Origin of the sequence: Streptomyces dangxiongensis (assembly GCF_003675325.1) — a bacterium.
Lineage (GTDB): Bacteria > Actinomycetota > Actinomycetes > Streptomycetales > Streptomycetaceae > Streptomyces > Streptomyces dangxiongensis.
Genome location: NZ_CP033073.1, coordinates 2690785 through 2716727, shown reverse-complemented (window position 1 = coordinate 2716727; position 25943 = coordinate 2690785). Strand labels below are relative to the sequence as shown.

At 71.4% G+C, this 25943-nt stretch carries 28 protein-coding genes; 12 read left to right on the top strand and 16 right to left on the bottom strand.

Annotated features, from left to right (window positions below):
* Positions 1 to 125: 125 nt before the first annotated feature.
* Positions 126 to 578, top strand: a complete 453-nt coding sequence (locus tag D9753_RS11885; protein ID WP_121786994.1) for a hypothetical protein — start codon at positions 126 to 128, stop codon at positions 576 to 578.
* A gap of 45 nt (positions 579 to 623) precedes the next feature.
* Here D9753_RS11885 and D9753_RS11880 read toward each other — a convergent pair whose 3' ends face one another.
* From D9753_RS11880 to D9753_RS11870, 3 genes are all read right to left on the bottom strand, one after another.
* The gene (locus D9753_RS11880) at positions 624 to 1772 is read right to left on the bottom strand and encodes an RNA polymerase sigma factor SigF (protein WP_394346701.1); all 1149 of its coding nucleotides are present in this window, start codon (positions 1770 to 1772) and stop codon (positions 624 to 626) included.
* Positions 1773 to 1789: 17 nt separating this feature from the next.
* Positions 1790 to 2206 (bottom strand): ATP-binding protein, encoded by a 417-nt coding sequence (locus D9753_RS11875; protein WP_009190566.1) that lies wholly within the window; start codon positions 2204 to 2206, stop codon positions 1790 to 1792.
* Between the two features lie 293 nt (positions 2207 to 2499).
* The gene (locus D9753_RS11870; RefSeq protein ID WP_121786992.1) at positions 2500 to 2760 is read right to left on the bottom strand and encodes a UBP-type zinc finger domain-containing protein; all 261 of its coding nucleotides are present in this window, start codon (positions 2758 to 2760) and stop codon (positions 2500 to 2502) included.
* Positions 2761 to 2821: 61 nt separating this feature from the next.
* On the opposite strand from D9753_RS11870, the gene D9753_RS11865 reads away from it, so the two are divergent.
* Positions 2822 to 4405: a Na+/H+ antiporter gene (locus tag D9753_RS11865; protein WP_121786991.1), complete on the top strand. Its 1584-nt coding sequence runs from the start codon at positions 2822 to 2824 to the stop codon at positions 4403 to 4405.
* Here D9753_RS11865 and D9753_RS11860 read toward each other — a convergent pair.
* A complete protein-coding gene (locus tag D9753_RS11860; RefSeq protein ID WP_121786990.1) occupies positions 4402 to 5316 on the bottom strand; it encodes a 1-aminocyclopropane-1-carboxylate deaminase/D-cysteine desulfhydrase in 915 nt (304 codons plus the stop codon). The genes D9753_RS11865 and D9753_RS11860 overlap by 4 nt on opposite strands.
* 630 nt (positions 5317 to 5946) lie before the next feature.
* On the bottom strand, positions 5947 to 6540 hold the full coding sequence (locus tag D9753_RS11855) for an N-acetylmuramoyl-L-alanine amidase (protein WP_121786989.1): 594 nt from the start codon (positions 6538 to 6540) through the stop codon (positions 5947 to 5949).
* 305 nt (positions 6541 to 6845) lie between these two features.
* Between D9753_RS11855 and D9753_RS11845 the strand changes: the two genes are divergently transcribed.
* The 4 genes from D9753_RS11845 (at position 6846) to D9753_RS11830 (ending at position 10364) form a co-directional block, all read left to right on the top strand.
* The gene (locus D9753_RS11845; protein ID WP_121786988.1) at positions 6846 to 8252 is read left to right on the top strand and encodes a family 2B encapsulin nanocompartment shell protein; all 1407 of its coding nucleotides are present in this window, start codon (positions 6846 to 6848) and stop codon (positions 8250 to 8252) included.
* 112 nt (positions 8253 to 8364) lie between these two features.
* Complete coding sequence (locus D9753_RS11840; RefSeq protein ID WP_121786987.1) at positions 8365 to 9510, top strand: family 2 encapsulin nanocompartment cargo protein polyprenyl transferase; 1146 nt, start codon at positions 8365 to 8367, stop codon at positions 9508 to 9510.
* Positions 9511 to 9764: 254 nt separating this feature from the next.
* Positions 9765 to 9974, top strand: a complete 210-nt coding sequence (locus tag D9753_RS11835) for a hypothetical protein (RefSeq protein WP_121786986.1) — start codon at positions 9765 to 9767, stop codon at positions 9972 to 9974.
* 57 nt (positions 9975 to 10031) lie between these two features.
* Entirely contained in the window at positions 10032 to 10364 is a 333-nt protein-coding gene (locus D9753_RS11830; protein ID WP_121786985.1) for a DUF952 domain-containing protein, read from the top strand.
* 58 nt (positions 10365 to 10422) lie between these two features.
* On the opposite strand, the gene D9753_RS11825 is transcribed toward D9753_RS11830, so the two are convergent.
* The 4 genes from D9753_RS11825 to D9753_RS38670 all read right to left on the bottom strand — a co-directional run bounded on the left by D9753_RS11825 (position 10423) and on the right by D9753_RS38670 (position 12255).
* The gene (locus D9753_RS11825) at positions 10423 to 10839 is read right to left on the bottom strand and encodes a VOC family protein (protein WP_121786984.1); all 417 of its coding nucleotides are present in this window, start codon (positions 10837 to 10839) and stop codon (positions 10423 to 10425) included.
* A gap of 34 nt (positions 10840 to 10873) precedes the next feature.
* Positions 10874 to 11275, bottom strand: coding sequence for a helix-turn-helix transcriptional regulator (locus D9753_RS11820; protein ID WP_121786983.1), 402 nt, complete (start codon positions 11273 to 11275; stop codon positions 10874 to 10876).
* A 310-nt stretch (positions 11276 to 11585) separates the two neighbouring features.
* Entirely contained in the window at positions 11586 to 12113 is a 528-nt protein-coding gene (locus D9753_RS11815; RefSeq protein ID WP_121786982.1) for a hypothetical protein, read from the bottom strand.
* A 19-nt stretch (positions 12114 to 12132) separates the two neighbouring features.
* Positions 12133 to 12255 (bottom strand): hypothetical protein, encoded by a 123-nt coding sequence (locus D9753_RS38670; RefSeq protein ID WP_276209431.1) that lies wholly within the window; start codon positions 12253 to 12255, stop codon positions 12133 to 12135.
* 100 nt (positions 12256 to 12355) lie between these two features.
* On the opposite strand from D9753_RS38670, the gene D9753_RS11810 reads away from it, so the two are divergent.
* Positions 12356 to 12970 (top strand): hypothetical protein, encoded by a 615-nt coding sequence (locus tag D9753_RS11810; RefSeq protein WP_121786981.1) that lies wholly within the window; start codon positions 12356 to 12358, stop codon positions 12968 to 12970.
* A gap of 67 nt (positions 12971 to 13037) precedes the next feature.
* Here D9753_RS11810 and D9753_RS11805 read toward each other — a convergent pair whose 3' ends face one another.
* From D9753_RS11805 to D9753_RS37100, 3 genes are all read right to left on the bottom strand, one after another.
* Positions 13038 to 14393: a NucA/NucB deoxyribonuclease domain-containing protein gene (locus D9753_RS11805; protein WP_121786980.1), complete on the bottom strand. Its 1356-nt coding sequence runs from the start codon at positions 14391 to 14393 to the stop codon at positions 13038 to 13040.
* Between the two features lie 523 nt (positions 14394 to 14916).
* Positions 14917 to 15486: a peptide deformylase gene (locus D9753_RS37105; protein ID WP_205614125.1), complete on the bottom strand. Its 570-nt coding sequence runs from the start codon at positions 15484 to 15486 to the stop codon at positions 14917 to 14919.
* Complete coding sequence (locus D9753_RS37100; RefSeq protein ID WP_121786978.1) at positions 15483 to 16457, bottom strand: helix-turn-helix domain-containing protein; 975 nt, start codon at positions 16455 to 16457, stop codon at positions 15483 to 15485. Before D9753_RS37100 ends, D9753_RS37105 begins: the two co-directional genes overlap by 4 nt.
* Before the next feature lie 148 nt (positions 16458 to 16605).
* Here D9753_RS37100 and D9753_RS11790 point away from each other — a divergent pair, with 148 nt between their 5' ends.
* From D9753_RS11790 to D9753_RS11770, 5 genes are read left to right on the top strand one after another with little or no spacing between them, the layout of a single operon-like run.
* Positions 16606 to 17757 (top strand): glycosyltransferase, encoded by a 1152-nt coding sequence (locus tag D9753_RS11790; protein WP_121786977.1) that lies wholly within the window; start codon positions 16606 to 16608, stop codon positions 17755 to 17757.
* Entirely contained in the window at positions 17754 to 18458 is a 705-nt protein-coding gene (locus tag D9753_RS11785; RefSeq protein ID WP_121786976.1) for a hypothetical protein, read from the top strand. Before D9753_RS11790 ends, D9753_RS11785 begins: the two co-directional genes overlap by 4 nt.
* Entirely contained in the window at positions 18455 to 19684 is a 1230-nt protein-coding gene (locus D9753_RS11780; protein ID WP_121786975.1) for a glycosyltransferase, read from the top strand. The genes D9753_RS11785 and D9753_RS11780 overlap by 4 nt, the downstream gene beginning before the upstream one ends.
* Positions 19685 to 20551 carry a glycosyltransferase family 2 protein gene (locus D9753_RS11775; RefSeq protein ID WP_121786974.1) on the top strand — a complete coding sequence of 289 codons (867 nt, stop codon included), beginning with the start codon at positions 19685 to 19687 and terminating at the stop codon, positions 20549 to 20551.
* Between the two features lie 47 nt (positions 20552 to 20598).
* Positions 20599 to 21126: an AAA family ATPase gene (locus D9753_RS11770; RefSeq protein WP_121786973.1), complete on the top strand. Its 528-nt coding sequence runs from the start codon at positions 20599 to 20601 to the stop codon at positions 21124 to 21126.
* Between the two features lie 23 nt (positions 21127 to 21149).
* Here the strand turns inward: D9753_RS11770 and D9753_RS11765 are convergent, their stop codons facing one another.
* From D9753_RS11765 to D9753_RS11750, 4 genes are all read right to left on the bottom strand, one after another.
* A complete protein-coding gene (locus tag D9753_RS11765) occupies positions 21150 to 22862 on the bottom strand; it encodes a relaxase/mobilization nuclease domain-containing protein (protein WP_240468116.1) in 1713 nt (570 codons plus the stop codon).
* On the bottom strand, positions 22852 to 23457 hold the full coding sequence (locus D9753_RS11760; protein ID WP_394346805.1) for a MobC domain-containing protein: 606 nt from the start codon (positions 23455 to 23457) through the stop codon (positions 22852 to 22854). Before D9753_RS11760 ends, D9753_RS11765 begins: the two co-directional genes overlap by 11 nt.
* A 326-nt stretch (positions 23458 to 23783) precedes the next feature.
* Positions 23784 to 25040: a DUF3631 domain-containing protein gene (locus D9753_RS11755; protein WP_121786971.1), complete on the bottom strand. Its 1257-nt coding sequence runs from the start codon at positions 25038 to 25040 to the stop codon at positions 23784 to 23786.
* Between the two features lie 619 nt (positions 25041 to 25659).
* Positions 25660 to 25854 carry a helix-turn-helix transcriptional regulator gene (locus D9753_RS11750; RefSeq protein ID WP_121786970.1) on the bottom strand — a complete coding sequence of 65 codons (195 nt, stop codon included), beginning with the start codon at positions 25852 to 25854 and terminating at the stop codon, positions 25660 to 25662.
* Between the last annotated feature and the right edge of the window lie 89 nt (positions 25855 to 25943).

Below are 25943 nucleotides of genomic sequence, written 5' to 3'. Positions count from 1 at the left end.
TACCTACTGGGGGGTATTCATCCCAGACCGAGGTAGGGAACCGGTAAGAAGCCGGGGGGTGAGCCTGGACACTCGGCGGTGCCGGGCACCGCCGGGCGGGTGAGCGGGCGGGCTACCCTGCTGGGGTGAGCAGTCAGCAGAACCCCGTCCCGGACACCGCCGAAGCCGCCGCAGCCGCGGAGCCGCGCCCGCGCCGGCTGACGTACGCGGCGGCACTGGCCGGGCTGGAGGGGGCCGCCCTGGTGGGCGGCGGTCTGTGGGTGCTCGTCCGCGCGCTCACCGGTGATCCGGACGGCCGGCAGCAGGCCGTGACCCTCGGCATCACCCTGGTCGTCCTCGCGCTGCTGCCGCTGCTCGCCGCGCGCGGTCTGCTGCTGCGACGCGGCTGGAGCCGGGGCCCCGCCGTGATCACGCAGCTGATGGCGCTCCCGGTGGCCTACAACCTGCTCCAGGCCGACAGCATGGCCATCCCGGTCGGCATCGTCCTCGCGGTGGTCGCCGTGGCGGCGCTGGTGCTCCTGGTCAACAGCGAGACGACCCGGGCCCTCGGGATCAAGGGACCGGGCCGGGCCGAGTAGGGCTCACCCAGGGCTCACCCCCCCGGGGGGACCACTCCGTGGCGTTCACTCCTCGACGAGGAGCTTCTCCCGTAGCTGGGCCAGGGTGCGGGCCAGCAGCCGGGAGACGTGCATCTGGGAGATGCCGACCTCCTGCGCGATCTGCGACTGGGTCATGTTCCCGAAGAAGCGCAGCAGCAGGATCCGCTTCTCGCGCGGCGGCAGGTCCTCCAGCAGCGGCTTGAGGGACTCGCGGTACTCCACGCCCTCCAGCGCCTCGTCCTCCGCGCCCAGGGTGTCGGCGACCGCCGGGGACTCGTCGTCCGTGTCGGGGACGTCCAGGGACAGCGTGGAGTACGCGTTCGCCGACTCCAGGCCCTCCAGGACCTCCTCCTCGGAGATGGCGAGCTTCTCGGCCAGCTCGTGCACCGTCGGGGAGCGGCCGTGTAGCTGGGACAGCTCGGCCGTCGCGGTCGTCAGCGACAGCCGCAGCTCCTGGAGCCGGCGCGGCACCCGCACCGCCCAGCCCTTGTCGCGGAAGTGCCGTTTGATCTCGCCGACCACGGTCGGAGTGGCGTACGTGGAGAACTCCACGCCGCGCTCCGGGTCGAACCGGTCGACGGACTTGATCAGACCGATCGTGGCGACCTGGGTGAGGTCGTCCAGCGGCTCGCCGCGGTTGCGGAACCGGCGCGCCAGGTGCTCCACGAGCGGCAGGTGCATGCGGACGAGCTGGTTGCGCAGTTCCGCGTACTCCGCGCTGCCCGCGTTCAGCTTGCGCAGCTCCACGAACATCGCGCGTGCCCCGCTGCGGTCGTGCGGGGTGTGGTGCGCGGCATGCACGGCCTCCGCGGCCGGCGCGTCGTCATCGGCGTGTCGCCCGTGCTCGCTCATCGTCCCGCCCGTAGCCCTTCCCCGAGCCCTCGCCCCCGCGCGGCCTGCGGAGCCGGCATCACCGGGTGCCTCCGGCGGCGCGGCCGGTGCGGCACCGTCGTCACCGGCCGGCGCGGAGCCGTCCTCCGGGTGCGGTCTGGCCTGCTCGGGGATGCCGTCGATGCCGTCCGCCATGCGCCGGGAGCCGTCCCGGGGACCCTGCCCCGGGGTCTCGGCCCCTGTGCCACTCTCGACTGCGCCCGAGCGGGGGGACTCCCATGACCAGGGGGCGCCCTCGTCCCCGGTCGGCCGCTCCCGCGTGCCGCGCTCTTCGTCCCGCACCGGCCCGTCCCCGTTCCTCACGCCGGCCCGGGACCCGCGCCGCGCTGTTTGTAGAGGCTGATCGACACCGTCTTGTCCTCGTCGACGGCGGACGAGACCTTCCCCGCGAGGGCCGACAGCACGGTCCAGGCGAAGGTGTCCCGCGAGGGAGCGTGGCCGTCGGTGGTCGGCGCCGACACCGTGACCTCCAGCGAGTCGTCCACGAGCCGGAAGACACAGCTCAGCACCGAGCCCGGCACGGCTTGCTGGAGCAGGATCGCGCAGGCCTCGTCCACGGCGATGCGCAGGTCCTCGATCTCGTCCAGGGTGAAGTCCAAGCGGGCCGCCAGACCGGCCGTGGCCGTCCGCAGCACCGACAGGTAGGCACCCGCCGCCGGCAGCCGGACTTCCACGAAGTCCTGGTTCGCCGCGGGCTCGCCTGCGATCTGGGACACCCTCACCTCCATGGTGGTACAAGCTTTACGGGGCCGAGGGTCGCCCCCCGGGGTAACGCGTACGAGTTCAAGCGGTGACGCTATCGCGCTCCGAACATTCCTGTCCCCGGGACCCCAACCCCCTGGCGTCACTCACAGTAAAGCTGTGGATACGCTCCGTGTCTAGAGGGTCTGCGGGCCCAAATGGAAAGAGCGCGCGCCGGGTTGACGTACCCAGGCGTCACATGCTCGAACCGTCGTGCGGCGACCGCCGCATGCAGTGTCACACGAGAACGCCCCCGGACGGGAAACGCTCACACGAGGACGTGGTCCACGAAGCACCACCGCCAGTCCTCGCCGGGCTCGAACGTCCGCATCACCGGATGACCGGTCCGCTCATGGTGCTCCGTCGCGTGACGTCCGGCCGAGGAGTCGCAGCAGCCGACGTGGCCGCAGGTGAGGCACAGCCTCAACTGCACCGGGTGTGTGCCGTTGCGCAGGCACTCCGGGCAGGTCTCGCCGAGCGGTTCCGGCTCCGGGTGCGGCAGCGCGTCGGCGTGCGTGCACTGTTTCATGATTGCCAGATTACGACGGGCGTGCGGGTGACCGCGCGGAATACGAGGGTGGGCGAGGACCATGGACGTGATGCCGCTGCTGTTGCTGGTGGCGGGCAGTGCCGCGGTGGCCGCGGCGGCCCGGCGCACTCCCGCGCCGGCGCCCCTGCTGCTGGTCGCGGTGGGGCTGGTGGTCTCGGGCATCCCCGGCGTGCCGTCCTACACCCTCGATCCGCACATCGTCCTGCCGTTGCTGCTGCCCCCGCTGCTGTACACCTCCGCCAGCGACAGCTCCTACCTCAGCCTGCGTGCCCAGTTGCGGCCGGTGGCGCTGCTGTCGGTCGGCTACGTGCTCTTCGCGACCCTGGTCGTCGGCTGGGCCGCCTACCTGATCGTGCCCGGGCTGCCGCTGCCCGCCGCCCTGGTGCTGGGCGCGGTGGTGGCACCGCCGGACGCGGTGGCCGCCACGGCGGTCGCGCGCCGGGCCGGCCTGCCCTCCCGGATCACCACCATCCTCCAGGGCGAGTCCCTGCTGAACGACGCCACCGCGATCACCGCCTACAAGGTGGCGCTCGGCGCGGCGGTCGGCGCGGGGGCCACCTGGGCGGGCGGGATCCGGGACTTCCTGCTCGCCTCGGTCGGCGGCGTGGGGATCGGCCTCGTCCTCATGGCGCCCCTGCACTGGCTGCGCACGCACCTGACCGAACCGCTCCTGCAGAACACGCTCTCCCTGCTGATCCCGTTCGTCGCCTACGGAGTCGCCGAGCAGGCCCACGCCTCGGGGGTGCTCGCGGTCGTGGTCGTCGCCCTCTACCTCGGCCACCGCGCGTGGGAGGTCGACTTCGCCACCCGGCTCCAGGAGGAGGCGGTGTGGAAGATGGTCGCCTTCGTGCTGGAGTCCGCGGTCTTCGCCCTGATCGGTCTCCAGTTGCCGATCGTCCTCAAACGGCTCGGGGAGTACGAGGGCGCCGCCGCCGTGGGGTACGCCGTCGCCGTCTTCCTGGTCGTCGTCGTGGCCCGGTTCGTCTGGGTCTATCCGGCCGCCTTCCTGCCCCGGATGCTGTCGGCGCGCATCAGGGAGCGGGAGGAGAACCCCACCTGGCGGGGCGCGATGGTCACCGCGTGGGCCGGCATGCGCGGTGTCGTCTCCCTGGCGATCGCCTTCGCCATCCCGCCGACCATGGCCGACGGCCCCCGCAACCTGGTCCTCTTCCTGACCTTCACCACCGTCATCGGCACCCTGGTCGTCCAGGGCGTGACCCTGCCCCCGCTGATCCGGCTGCTGCGGTTCCCCGCCCGCGACCGGCAGGCCGAGACCCTCGCCGAGGCCAACGCCCAGGCGCAGGCGTCCCGGGCCGCCGACGGCCGGCTGGACGAACTCCTCGAAGACGAGCGCAACGCCCTGCCGCCGCCGCTCGCCGACCGGCTGCGCACGGTCCTGGAGCGCCGCCGCAACGCCGTCTGGGAGCGGCTCGGCCAGGTCAACCCCGTCACCGGCGAGTCCGTGGACGACACCTACCGCCGGCTGTCCCGCGAGATGATCAGTGCCGAACGCGACGTCTTCGTCAAGCTCCGCGACCGTCGCCACATCGACGACGAGATGCTGCGCGCCCTGCTCAGACGCCTGGACCTGGAGGAGGCGGCGGCCTTCCGGGAGGCCGGTTAGCGCCCGCCCTCCGGGTCCGGCCGCCCGGTCACCACGGCGGCGATCGTCGTCCCGCGCGCGAAGGCGCCCTCCTCCGCCAGGGTGAGGAGTCCGTACAGCAACTTGGCGACATAGAGACGCTCCACGGGCAGTCCGTGCCGCTGCTCGAAGTCCTGTGCGAAGGCAAGCAGGTCCGGTGTCGTACGGGCGTAACCCCCGCAGTGGAAGCGGTCGGCCAGGGACCAGGTGCCGCTGCGGGCACCGAAGGCCTCTTCCTGGAGGGTCTGTACGGCGGCTTCCAGGAAGCCGCCCCTGAGAACCGGCACGCCGAGCGCGCGCTGAGCGGGCGCCAGCCCGGCGGCCAGGCCGGCGAGGGTGCCGCCGGTGCCGCAGGCGACCGCGACGAGGTCCGCGTGGCCGCGCAGTTCCTCGCCGAGGGCGCGACAGCCGCGTACCGCCTCGACGTTGCTGCCGCCTTCGGGAACGACGTACGCCCCTTCGGCGCCGGCCGCGCGCAGGATGGCGGCCAGGGTCGCAGGCTCGTTCTTGCGCCGGTACGTCGTTCTGTCCACGAAGTGCAGGCGCATGCCGTCGGCCGCGCACCGGGCCAGGGACGGGTTGAGCGGGCGGTCGGCCAGCTCCTGGCCGCGGACCACGCCGGTGGTCGGCAGACCGAGCAGCCGGCCTGCCGCGGCGGTGGCCCGCAGGTGGTTGGAGTACGCCCCGCCGAAGGTGACCAACGGGCGGCCGCGCGCCGCGGCGATGTTGGGCGCGAGCTTGCGCCACTTGTTGCCGACCAGCTCCGGGTGGACGAGGTCGTCCCGCTTGAGCAGCAACCGCACTCCGCGCCGGGCGAAACGGTCGTCACGTATCCCGTGCAGCGGGGAGGGGAGGCGGGGGGCGAGCGGGTCAGGGCTGGTCACGGACCCCATTGTCACCGGGAAGGGGGGCCGGCGGGGGCTGGTAGGGGCTGATGGGCCGCCCTCCACGGGGCGGGGCCGCCCTCCGCGGGGCGGGGCCGCCCTCCGCGGGGCGGGGCCACCCTCCACGGGGCGGGGCCGGTTCCGCGTGGGCGCCGCCGCGACCCGTGCCCTGCGACCCGCGCCCTCCGAACTGCGACCCGCGCCCTGGGACCTGCGACCCGTGTCCCGGCGAGCCGCGACCTGCGTGCTGCGACCCCGCGAGCCGCGCCCCTGCGAGCCGCACCCCGTGCCCTGGGACCCGTGTCCCCGCGAGCCGCGAGCCGTGACCTGCGACCCCGCGAGCCGCGCCCCGTGCCCCGCCCCCCCGTGCCCCGTGCCCTGCGACCCCGCGAGCCGCGCCCCTGCGAGCCGCGCCCCGCCCCCCCGTGCCCCGTGCCCTGCGACCCCGCGAGCCGCGCCCCGTGCCCCTGCGAGCCGCGCCCCGTGCCCTGCGACCCCGCGAGCCGCGCCCCGTGCCCCTGCGAGCCGCCCCCCGTGCCCCGCCCCCCGCGACCCGCGCCCCGCGCCCCGCACCCCGTGCCCTGCGAGGCGGCCCGCGGCCGGCAGGGCGCCCGCCTCCCTCCCACGGCCTCAGCGGCCTCAGTCCTTCAGCCGTTCCCGCACCCGCTCCCTCAGCCACGCCATCGTGAACCCCCGGGGATCCACCTTGCCCGGCTGCCACTCCAGGTGCCCGATGACCGACCGTTCCGTCCACCCGTGGTGCCGGCACACCGCCGCTGCGGCCCGTTCGATCGCGTCTAGCTGGGCCTGCGGCCAGGGGTCCTCCCCGTCGCCGAGGTTCTCGCACTCGAAGCCGTAGAAGTGCCGGTTGCCGTCGGTGTTCGCCTCGTTGTCCGGCGGCAGCCCCCTCTCGGCGATCACCGCGCGCAGCACCTCGTCGTCGCCGAGCCCGGCGTGATTGGCGCGGCCGTAGCCGACCAGGTGGACCGTGCCGTCCTTCGTGATCACGCCGTGGCACAGGGGCCCGGGCAGCGCCGGGTAGCCGTCGCGGCACAGTTCCACCGTTTCCGCGCTGCCCTCGGTGACGGTGTGGTGGATCATCACGCCGTGGACGGGACCCCAGGGTCCCTTGTGGTTGCGGTTGTGGTGCCGCCAGTCGCCGACCTCGACGACGCTGACGCCCTCGGCCCGTAGCGCGTCCAGGAATCCGCTCGCCGACATGGGTGGGGCCATGACCGACTCCTTCGTGCCGTGCCCGTCCGGCCACCGGTCGCGGCCGATTGGTTCTGCCTGCTTCTACCGAAACCGGACGTCCGGGGACACATCGTTCGTACGCTGTGCGAGCCGATCCGGACAGGCGGCACATCCAGGGTCATCGGGGAGGGCTGAGACAAGTCCCTCTTTCTGCCCAGTAATGCGATGATCCATTCCCCCTCTTTCGGGTAATGGTGCGAGCGCGGACGGTGATGGAAAGCTCGGACCCGAGACCGGTGCTCCGTGCGACAGGGCACCGGGCATACATGGGAGGGCATTTCTCTATGTCGGTAGGCGAAGAGGTCCGCACGGAGCAGGGCAGGCCGCAGCAGTCCCTCGGGACAGCGGCAGCGCGGAACCTGGCCACCACCACCAAGTCCGTTCCGCAGATGCAGGAGATCAGCTCCCGTTGGGTGCTGCGCACGCTGCCCTGGGTGGACGTCCAAGGTGGTACGTACCGGGTGAACCGGCGGCTGACCTATGCCGTCGGCGACGGCCGCGTCACCTTCGTGAAAACCGGTGACCAGGTGGAGGTCATCCCGGCCGAACTGGGTGAGTTGCCGGTCCTGCGGTCCTTCGAGGACGAGGAGGTGCTCACCGAGCTGGCCCGGCGCTGCCGCCGGCGCGACTTCGCGGCGGGCGAGGTGATCGCCGACTTCGGGAACCGGGCGGAAGAGGTCTACCTGCTCGCCCACGGCAGGGTGTCGAAGGTCGGCACGGGTCCGTACGGTGACGACGCCGTCCTCGGTGTCCTCGCCGACGGCGCCTACTTCGGCGACCAGGCACTGATCGACCCGGACGCCATCTGGGAGTACACGGCCCGCGCGGACACCGCGACCACCGTGCTGATCCTCAGCCGCCAGGACTTCGAGCAGGTCGCCGAGCGCTCGGACACCCTGCGGGAACACCTTGACCAGGTCCGCTCGCTCCCGCGGCAGCGGACCAACAAGTACGGCGAGAAGGAGGTCGAGCTGGCGGCCGGACACTCCGGTGAGCCCGACATCCCGCACACCTTCGTCGACTACGAACCCAGGCCGCGCGAGTACGAGCTGAGCATCGCCCAGACAGTGCTGCGTATCCACACGCGCGTGGCCGACCTGTACAACCAGCCGATGAACCAGACCGAGCAGCAGTTGCGGCTCACGGTCGAGGCGCTCAGGGAGCGCCAGGAGCACGAGCTGATCAACAACCCGGAGTTCGGTCTGCTCAGCAACTGCGAGTACGACCAGCGGATCCAGCCGCACGACGGCGGCCCGACCCCGGACGACATGGACGAGCTGCTCAGCCGCCGCCGCAGCACCAAGCTGTTCCTCGCCCACCCGCGCGCCATCGCCGCGTTCGGGCGCGAGCTGAACAAGCGGGGCCTGGTCCCGGAGACCATCGACATCGGCGGCAACCGCATCCCCACCTGGCGCGGGGTGCCGGTCTACCCGTGCAACAAGATCCCGATCAGTGAGGCCCGTACGACTTCCATCCTCGCGATGCGGACGGGCGAGGCCGACCAGGGCGTCATCGGCCTGAGGCAGTCCGGCATCCCGGACGAGATCGAACCGAGCCTGTCCGTGCGGTTCATGGGCATCAACGAGCAGGCGGTCATCAAGTACCTGGTGACGGCGTACTACTCGGCCGCCGTCCTGGTGCCCGACGCGCTCGGTGTGCTGGAGAACGTCGAGATCGGCCGGTGGGGGTGACGTCTGCGCACGTCGCGGCCGTGTCCCCGCCGACGCGGGCGGGTAGGCCCTCGGGGTACGCGTCCGGCCGGGCCGGCGACACCGGCCCGCGCGGACCTGGCGAGGGGGATGCATGGCCGAGTTCATGACGGAGACCGAACAGCGTGCCCCCGGTGTGCCGCGTCCCGGCACACCGGGGGAGCCGCGGGAGCGGACCGGCGAAGCCGCCGCCGGTCCGTCCGACGGGCACGAGGCGACGGCGCTGCTGGAGCGTACCCGCGCGCTCGTCGACCCGGAGCTGCGCGCGGCCCTCGAGTCGCTGCCCGGCTCCATGCGCCGCATCGCGCTCTACCACTTCGGCTGGCAACAGGCGGACGGCACACCGGCGGCGGGCAACGCGGGCAAGGCGATGCGGCCCGCACTCGTCCTCGCGGCTGCCGCCGCGCTCGGTGGACCGGCGGCCCGGGCGGCGGCCGTCCGCGCGGCGGTCGCGGTCGAACTGGTGCACAACTTCACGCTGTTGCACGACGACGTGATGGACCGGGACGCCTCCCGGCGGCACCGCCCCACCGCCTGGGCCGTGTTCGGCGACGCCGACGCGATCCTCGCCGGGGACGCGCTCCAGGCGCTGGCGCTACGGCTGCTCGCCGAGGACCCGCACCCGGCCGCCGTCCCGGCCATGGCCCGGCTCGCGGGCTGTGTCGTGGAGCTGTGCGCCGGCCAGCACACCGACACCGCGCTGGAGCGCCGCGCCCCGGACGCGGTCACCCTGGACGAGGTCCTCGTCATGGCCGAGGCCAAGACCGGTGCCCTGCTGGGCTGTGCCTGCGCGCTCGGCGCGCTGTACGCGGGCGCCGGTGAGGACGAGGTGGGCGCGTTGGACGGTTTCGGCCGCCAGGCCGGACTCGCGTTCCAGCTCATCGACGACGTCATCGGCATATGGGGAGACCCGGAGCGCACCGGCAAGCCGGCCGGCGCCGATCTCGCGGCCCGCAAGAAGTCGCTGCCGGTGGTGGCGGCGCTCACCTCCGGCACCCCCGCGGGGGCCGAACTCGCCGCGCTGTACGCGAAGCCGTACGTCGAGGCGGAGGCCGAGGCCGGGGAGATCGCGCGGACGGCGCTGGCGGTGGAGCGGGCCGGCGGCCGGGACTGGGCGCAGGCCGAGGCGGCCGACCGGATGGCCCGCGCGATGCAGGAACTGGCCCGCGCGGTTCCCGTCCCCGAGGCGGCGGGCGGGCTGCTGGCGCTCGCCGAGTTCGTCACCCGGCGGAACAGCTAGGCTGCCGTCCCGGCAACCCCCGTGGAAACCGGAGCCTTCCGGACCCGTGCGGCTCCAGACCCCGCGCGGTCGCCGGACCTCCGGCCAGGCGGGCCCCGCACGCTCCCACAGCGCGCGGGGCCCGCCGCCCTGCGGGGCACCGGACCGGGCCTGGAGGAGTTCGCCCTGGACTCCCTGAACACCTTCGGCAACAGCGCGCTCGTGCGGACGTACGGCAGGAAGCGCGGAGGCCGACACCGTCCTACCCTGAGGGCATGGACAGCGAACAACAAGTCTGTCCCGTCTGCGGACAGCCCGTCGACATGGTCGTCAGGCGGCACAAGACCCTGGGTGCCTGGGTGCCGGTCTGGTCCCCCGGCCCGTGCCACAGCCCCGACTGCGCGTCCCGCCCCGACCTCGCCCGGCCCGCCGGTGCCCCGGCCCGGCCGAGGAGCAGCGGTCCCGGAGGCCCGGCGGCGGTCTGAGCGGGGAAGAGCGCCGTCCGAGCACGAGACGGCTCGGGGGCGCCGTAGCGTGGGCGCATGCCGAAACTTCCGTACATCCTGCACGTGACCGAGCGCTCCCTGTGGGAAGCGGCGCGCGAGAGCGGCACCTACGAGATGTCGACCCGCGGCCGCACCCTCCAGGAGGAGGGCTTCATCCACTTCTCCACCCGCGCCCAGCTCCCGCGCATCGCCGGTTTCCTCTACGGCGACCACGACGGCCCGGACGACCTGGTCGTCCTGGTCGTGGACCCCGCCCTGGTCGGGGCGCCCGTGCGGTACGAGGCCGCCGAACCGGGCGGGGAGGAGTTCCCGCACGTGTACGGGCCGCTGCCGGTCGCGGCCGTGGTGGACGTCGAGCCCTGGGGGTGAACCGGCAGGGGGGTGCGCGCAGAGCCGGGCCACGTCGGTGCCGCACCGGGGTGGGGGTTCAGCGCGTCGGGCGCTCGATGAAGCGGAGCTGGTTGCCGGCCGGGTCGCGGAACGCGCAGTCGCGGACCCCGTACGCCTGGTCCGTCGGCTCCTGGAGGACGTCACCGCCGGACGCCCGTACCCGCTCGTACAGCGCGTCGCAGTCGGGGGTGGTGAAGATGACCCCGCGCAGCAGTCCCTTGGCGAGGAGTTCGTTCAGCGCCTGCTTGTCGGCGGGGGAGGCGTCGGGGCTCGCGTCCGGCGGCTCCAGGACGATCTCCACATCAGGCTGGAGCGGGGAACCCAGGGTCACCCAGCGCATCCCCTCGAAGCCCACGTCGTTGCGGATATTTAGGCCGAGCACGTCACGGTAGAAGGCGATGGCCTTGTCGTGGTCGTCGACGGCGATGAAGCACTGCGCGAGTTTCACGTCCATGGGGTCACCCTAGAACCGCGCGGTGCGCCGTGCCTCAGTACAGGCGGCGCCGGGGCCGGGTCAGCCGGCGTGCCACGCAGGACGGGATCACGGCGCTCTCCTGGTGGTCGCGGGCCCGGTAGGCGCTCGGCGTCTCGCCGACCAGCTCGGTGAACCGGGAGCTGAACGAGCCGAGCGAGGTGCAGCCGACGGCGAGGCACACCTCGGTCACGGTGAGGTCGCCCCGGCGCAGCAGTGTCTTGGCCCGCTCGATGCGACGGGTCATCAGATAGCTGTACGGCGTCTCCCCGAACGCCTTGCGGAAGCTGCGCTGGAAGTGGCCCGGGGACATCAGCGCGTCGCGGGCCAGCCCGGTCATGTCGAGCGGCTCGGCGTATTCACGGTCCATCCGGTCGCGCACCCGGCGCAGCCGTCTGAGGTCCTCCAGAGCGGTCATCCCCTCAGCCTCCCACAGCCCCGCCTCCGCTCTCCAGGGCGCGGAAAGGACCGCACCCGGTCCGTCGCGGACGCCGTGTTCGGCGCGCTGCGGACCGGGTGCGGACGGGAGGACCGGGCAGGCGAGGAGATCGCGGGCCGGTCGGCGTGATCGGAGATCAGGCCTTCTTGGTCTCCTAGTAATGGGGCGGGTCGGTGACCTGCGGGGATCTCCCCTGTGGGTCGCTGACCTGGCCTTTTGCCGTTTGCTGGCGATGGGGTGTGACGGTCTCGATCGGGTGTCCTGCGGACTGTGTGCGGACTGGCTCGGCTTACAGATCATCGTCGTCGACGGGTTTAGGTTCGCGGGTGAACGCGAGGTCCAGCACGTAGCACTCGGTGACCGGGGGGTTGTTCCACGCCTGACTGAGGTGGTCTTCGAATGTGTCGTCGGTGGGGTGGTCGAGCGTCGTCGCGTAGTACTCGGCCGTCGCCTGCCGGTTCTCCCACCAGGCGTGGCCTTCGTACATGCCCGGGCGGGGCAGGGCCATCTCTCCTGCGGGGCCGTACTCCCGTTGGTTGACGACGAGGACGCCGGTCTCCGACTCGATGCTGACAGGGACGTGGCCTTCGGCCTCGGCGGGCGGGTCGGGGGCGATGTCCCACACGCGCAGGGCGACCTCGACCTCGATGTCGGGTTGCAGGCTGCGGATGTACAGGTGGTAGCCGTTGCCGGCCACCACCTGCCTGCGGGCAGCGGCCATGGCGTCGTCATCGCTGAGATAGGCATCGGCGTCGTACACCTCTACGACCCGGCGAGCCGGTGTGGCCTTGCAACGGTATTCAGCCAGGAGCGCCATGGTGCCGCTGCCCTTTCTGCTAACTGGTGATCTTCATGTAGAAGGCGTCGCCGTCCAGCATGCGGTTGAGGGTGTACATCTGGTCGAGCCTGCGACCGCCGGCCCCATATCGTCGTCGATCACCGGGCGGAGAACCGGTCACCTTTGGCGGAACCTTCCTGCAGGGCGAGGGAGTGTCGGTCGTACGGAAGGTGGCCGACCGAGTTACTGCGTGACCGCGTCACTCCTGACAGGCTCGTGACATGCGAGAGATCAGCGGCGTTGGAGCGGTCAACATCGAGCACGGCCACTTTCCCATCGGTGAGATGTGGGAGCCGGGGTTCGAGCGCAGGGATGGCGAGCCGGATTTCGAGACGGAACGGCCGGTGGTCGTTGTTCCTGGCCAGGTCGTCGTAATGTCACGGGTCCAGGAGCACACTGCACCAGTGGCCTTGGCCGTCAGCAACCGGGAGGACGAAGCACCGGGACCAGACTGGGCCTTGGTCGGGGTCGTGGACTACAAGCCGGTCTACGGCGGCAGGATGGCGGCCATGGACACACTGAACGGGCCGGCCGTGCCCGCTCAGGAGTCCATTGAAGCGTTCGGCCAACAGGTTGGACCAGGTCAGGCATGCGTGGCTTTGGATCCCTCCCACACCTACCGTGCTCGGGTGTGGTCGCAGGGCCGCGGTGATTCCCGTGAGCGATTCGACGCGGGTAACCAGCGCCATGAGGGGGGTAGCAGCGACGGGTTCGAAGCGTACTTGATCGTATTCGTTCCCTCGGGAACGCAGGAGCCACCGGTTGCCGCTGCTGAGGAGAGTCGACGGGATCGCCTGATCCGCAAGCACGGGAAGCCCCCGCTCAATATGCGCTGATCAGCTATTAGTCCCAAGGGTGGGGGAGCGACCTCGTAGGCCGCTCCCCCCTTCGGACGTGTGGCGGTTACTTCACGTAGATGCCGTAGGCGTTGTTGTGCAGGATCCGGTCGCTGCCGTACCAGTCGGCCAGCTCGCTGCCCGCCTTGCTGTTCTCCGCGCCCGGTACGTAGCGGACGGAGAAGTTGCCGTCCCCGAGGCCGGCCCCTTCCTTGGTGGAAGCGAAGGGGAACTCGTCGCACTGGTAGCTGTCGCTGGGTCGGCTCAGGCCGCGGCATGCGGCGTCCTTGGCGTTGCGGTTCTTCCGCGCCACCTCGGCCGCCGCAGCATCGTAGTTGGTCCAGTTGCGATGCAGGGGGCGCCAGTTGCCGTTCCAGATGTCGCCGGGAATCACCTTGCCGGCCTTCGACGGGTATGTCGTCTGGGGCTTGTACAGCGCGTCGTAGATGTGGTTGGCGACGCCCGCGGTGTCGCTCTGGGCACGGTCGTAGTGGAACGATGGGGTGACCCGGTCGAAGATCACGCCGGCGTCGTAGTACTTGCTGCCCAGAGACTTGGACGAGTCGAAGCGCACACCGTTCTCGGGTCCGCTGCTCCACGGGGTGGTGGCGCCCCCACCGGTGACCTTCCACTGGTGGTTGTAGATGCAGGTCGCGATGTCGTCGGGGCCGGTGCCGCTGCCCTTGTCGGAGACCAGGCCGTAGGCGATGTACTCCTCGCGCCAGTCACCGACGGTCGTGGTGAACGGGTTCGCCGATATGTCGGTCACCCGGCAGGAGCTCGCGGACGGCCAGCCCGCATGGCCGACGTAAAAGCTCATCATGGCGGAGTCGTTGAACTTGCCGGAGGCCACCACTTGGTCGGTGTGCACTTCGATGGTCGCGTCCCGCCCGGCTTCCACGCTGGTACCGATCTCCGTCTCGCGGAACCGGACCATGCCTTCGACGCCGCCCTGGCCGTTCAGCTTGACGGCCGTGTTGTAGCCCCAGCGGCAGAAGCTGAAGTGGTTGATGATCTTGCCGGCGGCGTCGTGCGCGTCAGGCATCGCGCGACACTGCTCCTTGGTGAGGGCTGCGGCGACGCGTATTCGGTTCTTGCCGGCGGCGTCACCCGGTTCGGCGACGTAGGTCTCGCCGTTCTCCTGGGCGATTCTCTGCTCGTCGGCTTCGCTGGACGGCTTCGGGGGCGTGGGCGCCTCGTTGGTCTGCAGCGTCTCGGCGGCGATGGCCGAGCGCTGCTTGGTGAGGCTCTGCCGGTAGTTCGCGCCCAGCGGCAGATCGATGGGCTTGCTGGAGCGCAGCCAGACGATCTGTCCTTCACTGCTGCCCGCGTTGTCGGCGGCCTGGGCACTGGTTCCGGTGAGCGTCGCGGTGAGGGTGGCGATACCGAGGGCTATGGCGGCTAAGCGTCTTTTCGCACGCAATGCGAGTATCCTCCCACTTTTGAACGGGAAGATCACTCCATCAGAGCTAGAACAGGTGAGCTATGGCCAACGCCACTGTTTAGGAGGGCTCCTGTCAGGTTCGGCCAACCCTCAGATACAAAACGGGCGCCACTATGGCGACTTCTAGCCCGTTCCGGACGTTTCAACTCACATGCCGGGGCTCCGCCTCACGACCACTGGTCCCGCCAGCTCTTCTCTACCTGCTTCAAGGGGCGAGAGGAAAGCAAAGGTGGCCATCTGGACGACAGCTTGAGGCTGCCTGGCAGGTAAGACCGGTCAGCCCGCATCCGGCGCAAACTCGTTTCACTGGCACCTGGGCCTGCGTCTGCAAGCGCAGAACGCCCGGAGCATGCCCGCTGCCTGCCCAAGCGCGGTGTCCGGCTTGGCGCCTCGCCCGCTCGACCTGGTGAGCACACGGCCGCTCCGAGGAGAAGTCATCGACTGGAGCTGCGCAAGCGGACCCTGCCTGACCGGCGCTCGATCGGATGCGGAGCTCGGGTGGTCAGGCGCTGTCGTATGCCCAGGCCCGTCCGGTCTGCCTGTACTCCTCCACGGGAATCGGTTCGACGCCGGCGCGCATGCGGGCGGTGTACAGCAGGCCGTCGAGGTGGTCGATCTCGTGGTGGACGAGGCGGGCGAGGCCGCGTTCGTACACGGTGGTGACGGTCTCGCCGGTCAGGGCCGTGGTCTCGACGGTGATCTTCAGGGGGCGGGGGACGAGGCCGCGGACGTCGAAGAAGCTGAGGCAGCCCTCGTACTGCTCGTCCATCTCCTCGGAGTGGTCGGTGATCTTCGGGTTGAGCAGGATGATGGCGGGTGCGGCGCCGGGCGGCTGGACGACTGCGGCGGCCCGGCCGATGCCGATCTGCGGGGCGGCGATGCCCATGCCTTTGGCGAAGGGGTGGACCTGACCGATCCGCTCCATGGCGGCGAACAGTTCGTCGGTGATGCGCTCGGCCTCGTCGCGCTCGGCGGGCAGGTCGAAGGCGCGGGCCGGTTCGGCGAGGATGCCGGCGCCGTGCTGGACGACTCCGAGGTCTCGCATCTGCTGGCTGGGCCGCACGTCAATCACCTGAACTCCCCTTGATCCGTTTCGCGTTCGGGCCGTGCCCTGAACCGCCACTCAAGACGGTACCGAGCGTGCAGAGCGGGTGTGGCCGTGATCCACGTGAATTGCCGTAGGTCACCGTCGTCGGTGCGGACGGGCGGGGTCCGCAGCGGAGAGGCTTCGGCGGTCATCGAGGTCTCGGTGCCCCAGACCACCGGGTCGAGATGGGCGGGGAAGGCGAGCTGGACTTCGAGTTGTTCGGTGGGCAGACGGACGGCGCGCTGGAACCAGTTGCCCCACTTGTCGTCGCCGACGGTGTAGGCGTACTCGATCCACACGGATTCGCCGGGGTAGAGCGGGAAGCGGCCGTGTTCGTTGTCGAACAGCAACCAGACTTCCTTGAAGGCGTCGCGGTCGTGCTTGGCCTGCCAGCGCATGGCCTCGCCCCGGCAGGTAGCCGTGAGGTCGAGTTCATTCCAGGTCAGCGGGTGTGCCCGGTAGTGCGCGTTGGACCGCTCCGGGTCGCCGGGGTAGCGGTCGACGCTGATGCGGATCAGGTAGCGAGTCACCGGTTCGGCGCCGGTGTTCCGCAGTAGCCGGCGCATGGTGAGCCGGTACGAGCGGCCGTCGTACTTCAGGTGGGCGGCGTCGTGGTTGACCACGAGGGCGGAGCCGGTGGCGTACGGCTGCTCGGGCCTGCGCGGGGCCGGCGGGGCCGCAGGCGGGCGCCTGTCGCGGGTGCGGGCCTGCTCGTAGTCGCACCAGCGGCGCCAGATCGCCTTCCCGGCGTTCAGGGCTTCGTCGGCGAGCCGGGCGAATTCCTCGGTGGGCTTGGTGCGGCCGGACTCCATGTGGCTGACGTAGGACGGGTCGAAGCCCATGGCCTTGGCTAACGCCCGCTTGGACATGCCGCGCACCTCCCGCCACCTGGCCACCTCGGCCGCGAAGCCCTCGGCCGCCTGCTCGACGGTGATCTCCTCGCTGTGCGCGTCCATCGAAGCCCCGCCCCGCGTCACTTGTTGGTGAGCATGAATGAACCGTGAGTGATCCAAGTTCATCATCTCGTCACGGCTCACGTCACCGGTTTCCTTCCCTCACCGACCCGGATCGACCCGTCCGGGCAGATGAGGGAGGCGACGCCCCATGCGCGTGCTGTACCTGCTGAACATCTCCAACCCCGACCGGCTGTCGGCGGACTCGGGCTGGATCTTCGCGGACCTGCTGGCCCCGGCCCTGGTGGACGCCGGCGCCGAGGTGACCGTCGCCGCCCCGGCGGCGGCTGGGGACGCCCGCTGCGGCTTCCACCGGACGAAGGTGCCGGGAACGAAGTACCGGGCCCGGTTCTCGGCCGACATCGACGAGCTTGTGGCGCTGATCCGGGCCGAGCGGCCGGATGTGGTGGTGGCCAACCAGGTCGAGGAGGCTCCGGCGATCCGCACGGCCATGCTGGAGGCCGGATCGGATGCCCTGCTCGCCGGGTACTGCCACTACCTGCCGTTTTCCTTCACCGACGGCGGTCAGCTCCTGCTGGACCCGTCTCTGAATGACACGGGGCTCGGCAGGCCGGTGCTGCTGGCGTTCGCCGCCGGTCTGGCCGCCTGCGACCGCGTGATGGTCCACTCCTCCACGGCCGCCTCCTGGGTGTCGGCCGCCGCCGCCCGGATGACCGTGGACCTGGGCGACCGGTTGCGGGTGGTGCCCGCCCCGCGCGATGAGCGCCTGGTCCGCGACCCCGCCGCCCGGCCCGCGGCCGGCGGTGCGATCGGCGTCTACAACCACCGGCTGTACGCGCACTACGGCACCGAGCAGTTCGTGGATCTGGCCCGCGACCTGGTCGCCTCCGGCACCGTCCGGCTGCGGGTGATGGACCTGTTCGGCCAGCGCCGGGCCGAACGCAAGGGGCTGGACGACAGCCCGGAGAAGATGCGCGACAAGCTCGCCGCCCTGCCGCACGTCCAGGTCGTCTCCGACCGGGGCGACCGCGTCCGCTACAAGAATCTGCTGGCCGGCGCCCGTTTCGGCATCGCCCCGTTCAGGCCCGGCTGCCCCTGGTCGATGAGCGTGATCGACTGCCAGGGCATGGGCCTGCCGGTCATCTCGCCCCGGCTGGGCTGGCTGGCCGAGCACATCGATCCCGAGCTGTGCTTCACCACCCCGGCCGAGGCCGTCGCTCTGGCCGAACGCCTCGCCACCGACGACGAGTTCCACGCCGTGCACGCCAAACGGGCCCACGCCTCCACCGCCGACTTCACCCCCGCTCTGGTCGCCGCCCGCTACCTGGAGGCCATCTCGTGACCGGCTTCGACGCGGTGCTCCTCTCATACGACGAGCCGATGGCCAACTCCCTGCACTCCCGGCTCCAGCGGACGCTGGGCGGGACCGTCAAGCGCCTGCACGGCGTGCACGGGATGCGCCGGGCCTACCGGCTGTGCGCCGAGGTCGTCGACCGCGAGCAGTTCTTCCTCGCCGACGGCGACTTCGCCATCGACGCCGCCTTCGACCCGGCCACGGTGGAGCCGCTGGACGACGGGGTGTCCATGCGGGTGTGGCGGGCGGTCAACCCGGTCAACGGCCTGACCTACGGCTACGGCGGGCTGAAGCTGATCCGCCGCAGTGCCCTGCGGGAGATGGGCGAGGCCGTGGACGTGCTCGCCGCCCTGCCCGGCCGGATCGAGTTCGCCCAGCACACCGCCGGGATCACGAGGTTCAACCAGAGCCCCTTTCACGCCTGGAAGGCTGGCTTCCGCGAGTGCGCGATGCTGGCCCGCGGCAGCGAGTACGGGATGGCCGACGACGACGCCTGCCAGCGCCTTCAGGCATGGACGACGAGCCGCAGCGGCGAGTTCGCCGCCTACGCCGCCGCCGGGGCCCGGGAAGGCGTCACCTTCGCCCGCGAAGCCGCCCGCGATCCGCAGCGGTTCGACCACCTCAACGACCCCGCATGGCTGCGCGAGAGGTTCACCGCCGCCCACGGGGATCAGGCGGTGTCCGGATGACGGGTCCGCTCGTGCTCATCGAGCCGTACGCGAACCGCCTGGGCGGGCACCACCAGCGCACGCTGGTGGCCCTCGCCCAGGCCCGGCCCGGCACTCTGGTCATCGCCCCGCACGGGATCGGCGCCGAGTTGGTCCGTTCCCTGCGCGAGGCGGGTTCCCGGCTGGTCACCGGATCGGCCGGGCGTGCGGCGGGCGGTTTGCTGGCCGCCGCCCGGTTGACCGCCGCGCTCTCCGCGGCCGGACAGCGGGTCTTCCAGTCGCGCCGCTGGCCCCGCCTCTTGCGGCGGCTGCCGCAGCAGGTCACCCTCCTCGCCCGCTGCCTCACTGAGGGGGCGGCCCTGCGAGCCGCCCGCCGGCTGGAGCCCGGCGCCGACGCGGTGGTGATCCTGACCGCGAGCGAGGCCCTACACGGCGCCGCCGCCCTCCTGGGCGGCCAGCCGCACCTGCGGTTCGTCCACGAGGCGGTCACCACCGAGGACGCCGCCGTACGGCTGCTCGGCCGGCTCGCCCGCCGGGGCGAGGGGCGGGTGATCGCGGTGTATCCGACGCAGGCCGTAGCCGACCAGTTCGCCGCGGCCTTCCCCGAGCTGCCCGCGGTGGTCGGCGGCTTCGCGGTCGACGACGGCCGCCGCCTGTCCGCCGCTGAACGCGAGGGCGGCCGGGCCGCGTTCGACATCCCCGCCGCCGAGGCCGTGGTCTGCCTGGTGGGCGGCTGGTGGCCCTACAAGGACATCGACACCCTCGACGCCGCCCTGGCCCGGCTGAAGGAGCCGATGCACCTGGTGGTCACCGGCTCCCCGCTCGACGAAGCCGTCCTGAAGCGGTGGCGGGACCTGCCCGGCCTGCGGGTGCACACCGTGCCCGGCCCGGTCAGCGAAGCCGTGCTGCGGCTGGTGTATGCCGCCGCCGACGCCGCTCTGGTCACCCGCCGCCCCGGGACCGGCAAGGAATCCGGGCTCGTCATGGATGCCGCCCGCCTCGGCGTCCCCCTGATCGTCTCCGACCACGATCCGGCCCTCACCGCCCGCCTGCACGGCCAGCCATGGGCTCTGACGTTCGCTGCCGGCGACCCGGACGCGCTCGCCGACGCACTGCACACCGTCATCCGCCAGCCGCCCCCGCTGCCCGGGCCCGACGCCCCCGGCCTGCTGGGCATGCGGTCGGCCGCCGGGCAGGCCGACTTCCTCACCCGCACCTTCGCCTGTCTGCGCACGAAGGAGTCCTGAATGCTGAGCACGCCTCCCGCGCTGATCGCCGTCGTCGGCCCCGTCGAGCCGCCCCTGCTGGCCGCCTGGGTCCGCCACTACCGGTGGCTGGGCGTCGAGCGGTTCCTGATCGCCTTCCACTTCCCCGACGACGTCCCCGACATCCGCCGGCACGAGCTCCAGGCCGCCGTCCGCGAGCTGGGCATCATCCCCACCGGCACCAGCACCGGCCCGTGGCACGAGCACACCAACACCCAGCTCAGGGACGCCCTGCGGCACCGGGCCGGGCCCGGCTGGCACCTGCTCGCCGACGCTGATGAATTCCAGCAGTACCCCGCCCCGCTCGCTGAGGTGATCGCCCAGGCCGACAAGTCCGGGCACCGCGTGGTGGGCGGGCTGATGCTCGACCGGGTCGCCGCGAGCGGACGCCTGACCGGCTGGCGGCCCGAAGGCGGACTCGACCTCGCCTACCCCCTCGGCGGCCACCTCACCCACCGGCTTCTGCACGGCGACCCCCGAAAGATCGTCCTCGCCCGCCACGACGTGGCCGTAGCTTCCGGCAACCACCGGGCTTCCGGCCACCGGCCCGATGCGGATCGCATCTGCACGGTCCACCACTTCAAGTGGCGCGCCGGCGTTCTGGACGATCTCCGCCGCCGGGTCCAGCGCTTCTCTTCCGGCACCTGGGAGGAACACACCCCCGCCGTCCGTGACGAGGCCGGCCGCCTGCTGGCCCACGTCGGCCGACACGGCGGCGTGATCAACATCAGTGACCCTCGGTTCGCCTTCCGCCGCGTGAGCCTGGACCGAATGCCCTTCGACTGGCCCGCGGAGGCCCGCGGCATCTTCACCACCTGGCGGCCCTACGCGCACACGAGTCAGGACTGAGACAATGTCCGCTGCTCGCGCACGCTAGTCGCGGAAGGGATGACCACGTGCCCCTCGCCATTCTCTTGGCCGGCCTGACCGGCTCGGGGAAGACCACCGTCGCACAAACCCTGGCCGGCCACGGCTTCACGCGGCTGTCCGTCGATGAGGAAGTCCACCGCCTCCACGGCCGCTACGGCGTGGACTACCCCGAGCACACCTACTTCGAGCGCGAGCGGCCCGTCGTCGAAGCGATCCGCACGCGGTTCATCAAGGAAATCGAGGGCGGGAACGACGTCGTCCTGGACCACGGTCTGTGGCGCCGCACCGAGCGTGACGCATGGCGGCAGGCCGCCCGCGAGGCGGGCGGCCATCCCTTGGTCGTCTACCTCCCGGCCGACCGCGCCGAGTTGCTGCGGCGCCTGGCCGAACGCAACCAGCGCGAGGACGCCAACGCGCTGACTGTCACCCCCGAAGCCCTCGACGACTTCTTCGCCCGCTTCGACGTCCCCGCCGAGGACGAGGAGGTGATCGTCTACAACGGAGACCTCGACGCACTTCTCGCAGCGATCACTGCGGCCGAAGACGGGAACTGAGTACGTTCACGAGGTGGAAGCGATCAGCGACGGGGGCCCTGCCCTCCATGCGTCTGGCTGCGGGCGCTTTCGTTATGGGGCACCGTCGGCCCATGCACTACGGCGATCGGAGTGGGAGCACCGCTGCTGGTGCTGCGCCGGCGTGCCGCTTGAGTCCGCCTGTTCGGTTGAGCGGTGATACGCCAGTTGAGGACCTCGGCGGGGTTTTCGGCGCTGTCGAGTTCCCTGTGGGCTGCGACCTCGGCCAAGAGGTGCCGGGTGTTGTGGCCGGCGGTTTCGGCGCGGGCGAGGGTAGTGGTCAGGGCGGGCCAGGCGGGATCGGCCAGGACGCGGTCGGCGTGGTCGGGGATGACCGTGCGAAGGTCCTGCTCGAAGCGGCTGGTGGTTGTGGCCCGTGGCGCGCGGCGGGCGAGGTCCGCCAAGACCGGTGCGGCGGCCTGCTGATAGGCCGCATGCAGGTGGCGGAAGGCTTCCTCGGCCGCTGCGGCCTGCTGGTCGTGGCCGCGCTGCTCGTGCCACTTGGCGGCGGTGCGGGCCAGGTGCACGGTGGCGAAGAGCAGGGCGACGGCGAGCCCGCCCGGCTCGCTGGAGGCGTAGGCGAGTTCCTTGGCGGCCTTTCGCAGGGCGGTGGCGGCCTGGTGGTCCGCGCGGATGGCTGAGCGGCGGGCCCGGTTGAATGACATGGCCGCCGCCCGCAGTTGTGCCCGGTGTGGGCCGGTCGTGGCGCTGGCGATGTTGTACAGGGCGTCGCCGAATGTGGCCAGGTAGCCCTGAGCGGCGGCCTCGTCACCGGAGTCGAGGACGATGTGTGCCGTGTGCAGTGCGACGGTGGTGTGCCGCCATGGCTCGGCGTGGTCCGCCGCGTACTGCCGGCGGTCGGCCACTTCCTGGACGGGGAGGCGTTCGCGGAGGCGGTTGATGGAAAGGTCGGGGGCGAGTTGGGAACCGCCGTACCAGACGGGCTCGCCGGACGCATTGGTGTCGTCGGGTGCGGCGAGACTGTAGCCGATCACATCGCCGGTCTCCGGGCCGAGGCGCGTTTTGACCTTGATGCCGAGGGACTGCAGCACGGTGAAGTAGTCGGCTTCGGTGCGTACGGCGGCGGCGACCGCGTACGCCTGCTCGCGCAGCCACTGCCGTGCTGTGATCGTCTGGCCCTGGCGCTCGGCTTTGGCGCGCTCGGCGCCGGTGGGGGTGCGGGGCGCGGTGAGGTCACCGGACTTCAGACGGCGCAGGCCGAACTCGGCCTCGATCTTGCGGCATTCTCGCTGGGCCCGCCAGCCGTCCCGGTTCGTGCGGGGCCGGCGTCCGTCGGCGCGGACGGTGGTGGCGAGGATGTGGATGTGGTCGTCGGCGTGGCGCACTGCGATCCACCGGCATGCCTTCTCGTCCCCCTCGGGGGCGATGCCGGTGGCGTGCACGATGCGGCGGGCGACGCCGACCCACTCGGCGTCGGTGAGGTAGCGGTCGCCTGGCGCGGTGCGGACCGGGCAGTGCCACACGTGCTGGGGTGGCTTGTTGCCGCCCAGCTCGCGGGTGCGCAGGTCGACGTGGTGGTCGAGGCGCTTGGCGAGCTGGGTGTAGGTGGCCTCAAGATCGCGGCCGGGGTCAGGGGCGCCGGCCATGTCCCAGGCGGCGACGATGTGCGGGTCGGCGTGCTCGTCGCGGCGGCCTGGGCCGAAGAGGTAGACGATCAGTCCGCGTGTGTCGGAGCCGGTGGAGACGTCAGGCACCATGCGCAGCTCCCTCCGCCACGAGCTGGTCCAACAGCCGGTAGCTGTTCTGGGCTGCTTGCTCGACGCGGTCCAGCACCGCCTCGGCACGCTCGGGCACTGTTCCTCGGTGGATGGCTGCGGTGATCTGGTTGAGGTTGCTGCCGATGCGGTTCAGCGCAACCGTGTGTGCCTCGATGGCCTCGATCAGCGGGCGGATCGGATCGTCCTCCGGGCTGCCGACCGCGCCCGCCTTGCCGAGGGCGACGGCGAGCGCGGCGTCGCCGACGAACCCGGCGAACTTCTGACCACGCCGCTCGGCCTCCTTGGCGATGATGCGAACCGCGGTCGGAGTGAAGCGGATGGTCTTGTCCTGGTCGCGCTTCTCGGTGGTGCGCTTGCGGTTCATCAGCGCGGGTAGTACGGGGGCGTCGATCTCGCGCCACGAAAGCTGCTCGACGGGCGGCTGGACATCGGCGGGCTGCTCGGCAGGCGGTCGGGCATCGGCAATCTGCTCGGCGGGCGGGGCGGGGCAGGCGGCGACGGGCGCGGTGCTGGGCTCGGGCATTCCTACCCCAGGCTCGGGCGCCCCCTGGCGCCCGGCCTCTTCCCCCGCCACCCCTGGGGCGGGGGCAAGCGCGGACGAAGCCTCGTTAGAGGCTCGTTCGCTCCAGCTTGCTGCTGATCGGCGAGCCAGGCCGAACAGACCCCTGCGGCGGTGGGCGGGCGCGTTGTTGGTGGCGTGGTTGTCGGGCATGGGCGGTGCTCCAGTGGCGTGTGGGCAGGACTCCGTCACGTCCGTCGCGATCGTTGCGTGGCTGGTCAGCACAGGTACGGCCAGGTGCGCAGGTACGGAGTGATCCGTATTGGCGAGGAAGATCGTCCCCGCGCTGACCTGCGCGGGGACGATCGTTACGGAGAGAGACGGACCCAGGGGAAGGTGGGTCAGAGGGCTCGCTTGGGGCCAGCGATGCCGCCGGGCGGACCGACGGGCAGCGACCCGGTTGGGGAGGCGGGCGGCTTGCCCTGCGCGGGCGGCGCGGGCGTGAACTCGTGCCCGGGGGCGGGGACCGTCTGGGCGGGGTCGGGGCAGTAGCGGGCCCAGGCGTCGAGGAACTGGTTGCGGGCGTACGCCTTGGCCTGGCGGCCGTTTTCGAAGCGCTGGTTGCCCGGGCTGATGCCGAAGTCACGCAGCAGGTTGGCCAGGTGGTGGGCGTTCAGGCCCTTGGTCCCGTACTCCGCCCACGGCGCCTCGGCGTCCTGGACCAGGGCTGCGAGCACATCCTGCGTACGCAGGGCCTCCTTGTTGCCCTCCTGCTCGAAGACGCGGCGGATGTCCCGCAGCAGCCGCGTCTTCAGGCTGGTCTGCTCATCCTGGACGACCTCGTGCCGCGTCATTGCCAAGCAGGCCGCCCGGGCCTGCGCGGGCCAGTGCCCGCCGGCGAGGTCGGCAACGATGACCAGCGGCTCCCAGGTGTCCGCAGCCCGGTCCTCGACCGGCATCTTCGGCACGTAGGCCGCAGCGGTACTACGCAGCGGGTTCAGCCACGCGGCCAGCCGGTCGCGCACCGCGTGCAGTTCCGGCACGGAGTACCGCGAGCGGAACGAGGTGATCCGCTCGCCCGGCTTGCGCTTCTGCATGCGGATGACGACCGCCCGGTCCATGATCGTGTCGGGCAGGTCGCCGATGCCCGCGAGCGCGGCCATCGCGAAGGTGGGAAACGCGGTCGGCTTGTGCTCCGGTCCGGAGATGCGCCAGGCGGGCCGGTTGCGCTGGTGACCGGCGTTCAGCAGGCCGCGCAGGTCCTCCTTCTCGCCCGCCTTGGGGCCGAAGATGGTGTCGGCCTCGTCCACCAGCAGCGTCGGCGGGTTCTTGCCGATGACACGGAAGATCACCGCCGGTGAGGTGTTCACCGTCATCATCGGCTGGTGCACGGTCTCGTGGAGCACGTCCAGGACACGGGACTTGCCGCACCCCTTGGTCGGCCCCACCACCGCCAGACGCGGCGCGTGCTGAAGGGCGGGCTGGATATGGGAAGCCGCCACCCACAGCGTCACCGCCGTCAGCGCCTCCTGGCTCGGCAGCACCACGTACCGGCCGACCGCCGCCCGCAGCTCATCCAGCAGCGCGGCCCCGTCGGCGTCCGCCTCGACGCTCGGGCCTTCCCGGTCCCCGGTCCCCGACCCGCCGTCGGGGACCACGATCCCTGCAGACTCGTGGGGACCCTGGTCCCCACCATCTGCCCGCAACGTGGTCCGCTCGCCCGGAATTCGGGGACCGGACTCGGGACCGGCTGACCGGAAGTCTCCGTATGGCCCCCGACTTCCGGTCCGCTCCCACCGGAACCAGGTGACTGGTCCGGGCGCAAGGCGACCTGTGGTCCGCCCGGACCGGCGTGGTCCGCGTCGTTTGGTCCGGTCCGCACGCCGCTGACCTGCGCGTCTTCCGCGCCGGTTGATATCCGGTCCGCGACCGGAATGTTGGTCCGCGTTTCGCTGGCGGACCGGTCCGCCCCCTCCGACGCCTGGTCCGGGGTGTCTGCGGCAGGGGACCGCGACTCCGCTTGGTCACCGTCGTGCCAGGGGATGCCCTGGCCGGGGACCGCAGTGGCAGGCCAGACGACCTTGGGGGATGCGTTCGGGCTGGCGGGGGACGTAGAGTCCTCCATAGACGTTCCTCTCGCGTGAGGGGCAGGACGGGCAAGGTCCCGCCCCTCACCAGTTCGTTCGTTCGTTCAGGGATGGGCGACGTGCAGGGGACTCTCCGGCCCTCGGCGTAGGCACGCCGAGGGCCGTTGCCGTATCCGGACCTGCCAGTGGCTCATGAGGCCAGGCCCCACTCGTCTCCGCCGTCGATCAGCGCGCGCTCGTAGCGCAGCAGCTCGGCCTCGGGATACAGCACCCGCTTGCCGACCTTGATGCCGAGCGGCCCCTTCTTGATCTGGCGCCAGTAGCGGACGGTGCTTTCGGCTGTGCGGTAGCGCTCGGCGACCTCGGATGTAGTCAGGTATCGCATGCATTCCCATTCGGCTAGGTGGCGATTCGTTATGCATAGGTTGTACCTCACGATCACCGGTTAGCCAAATCGGGTAGGTCGTGTTTCAA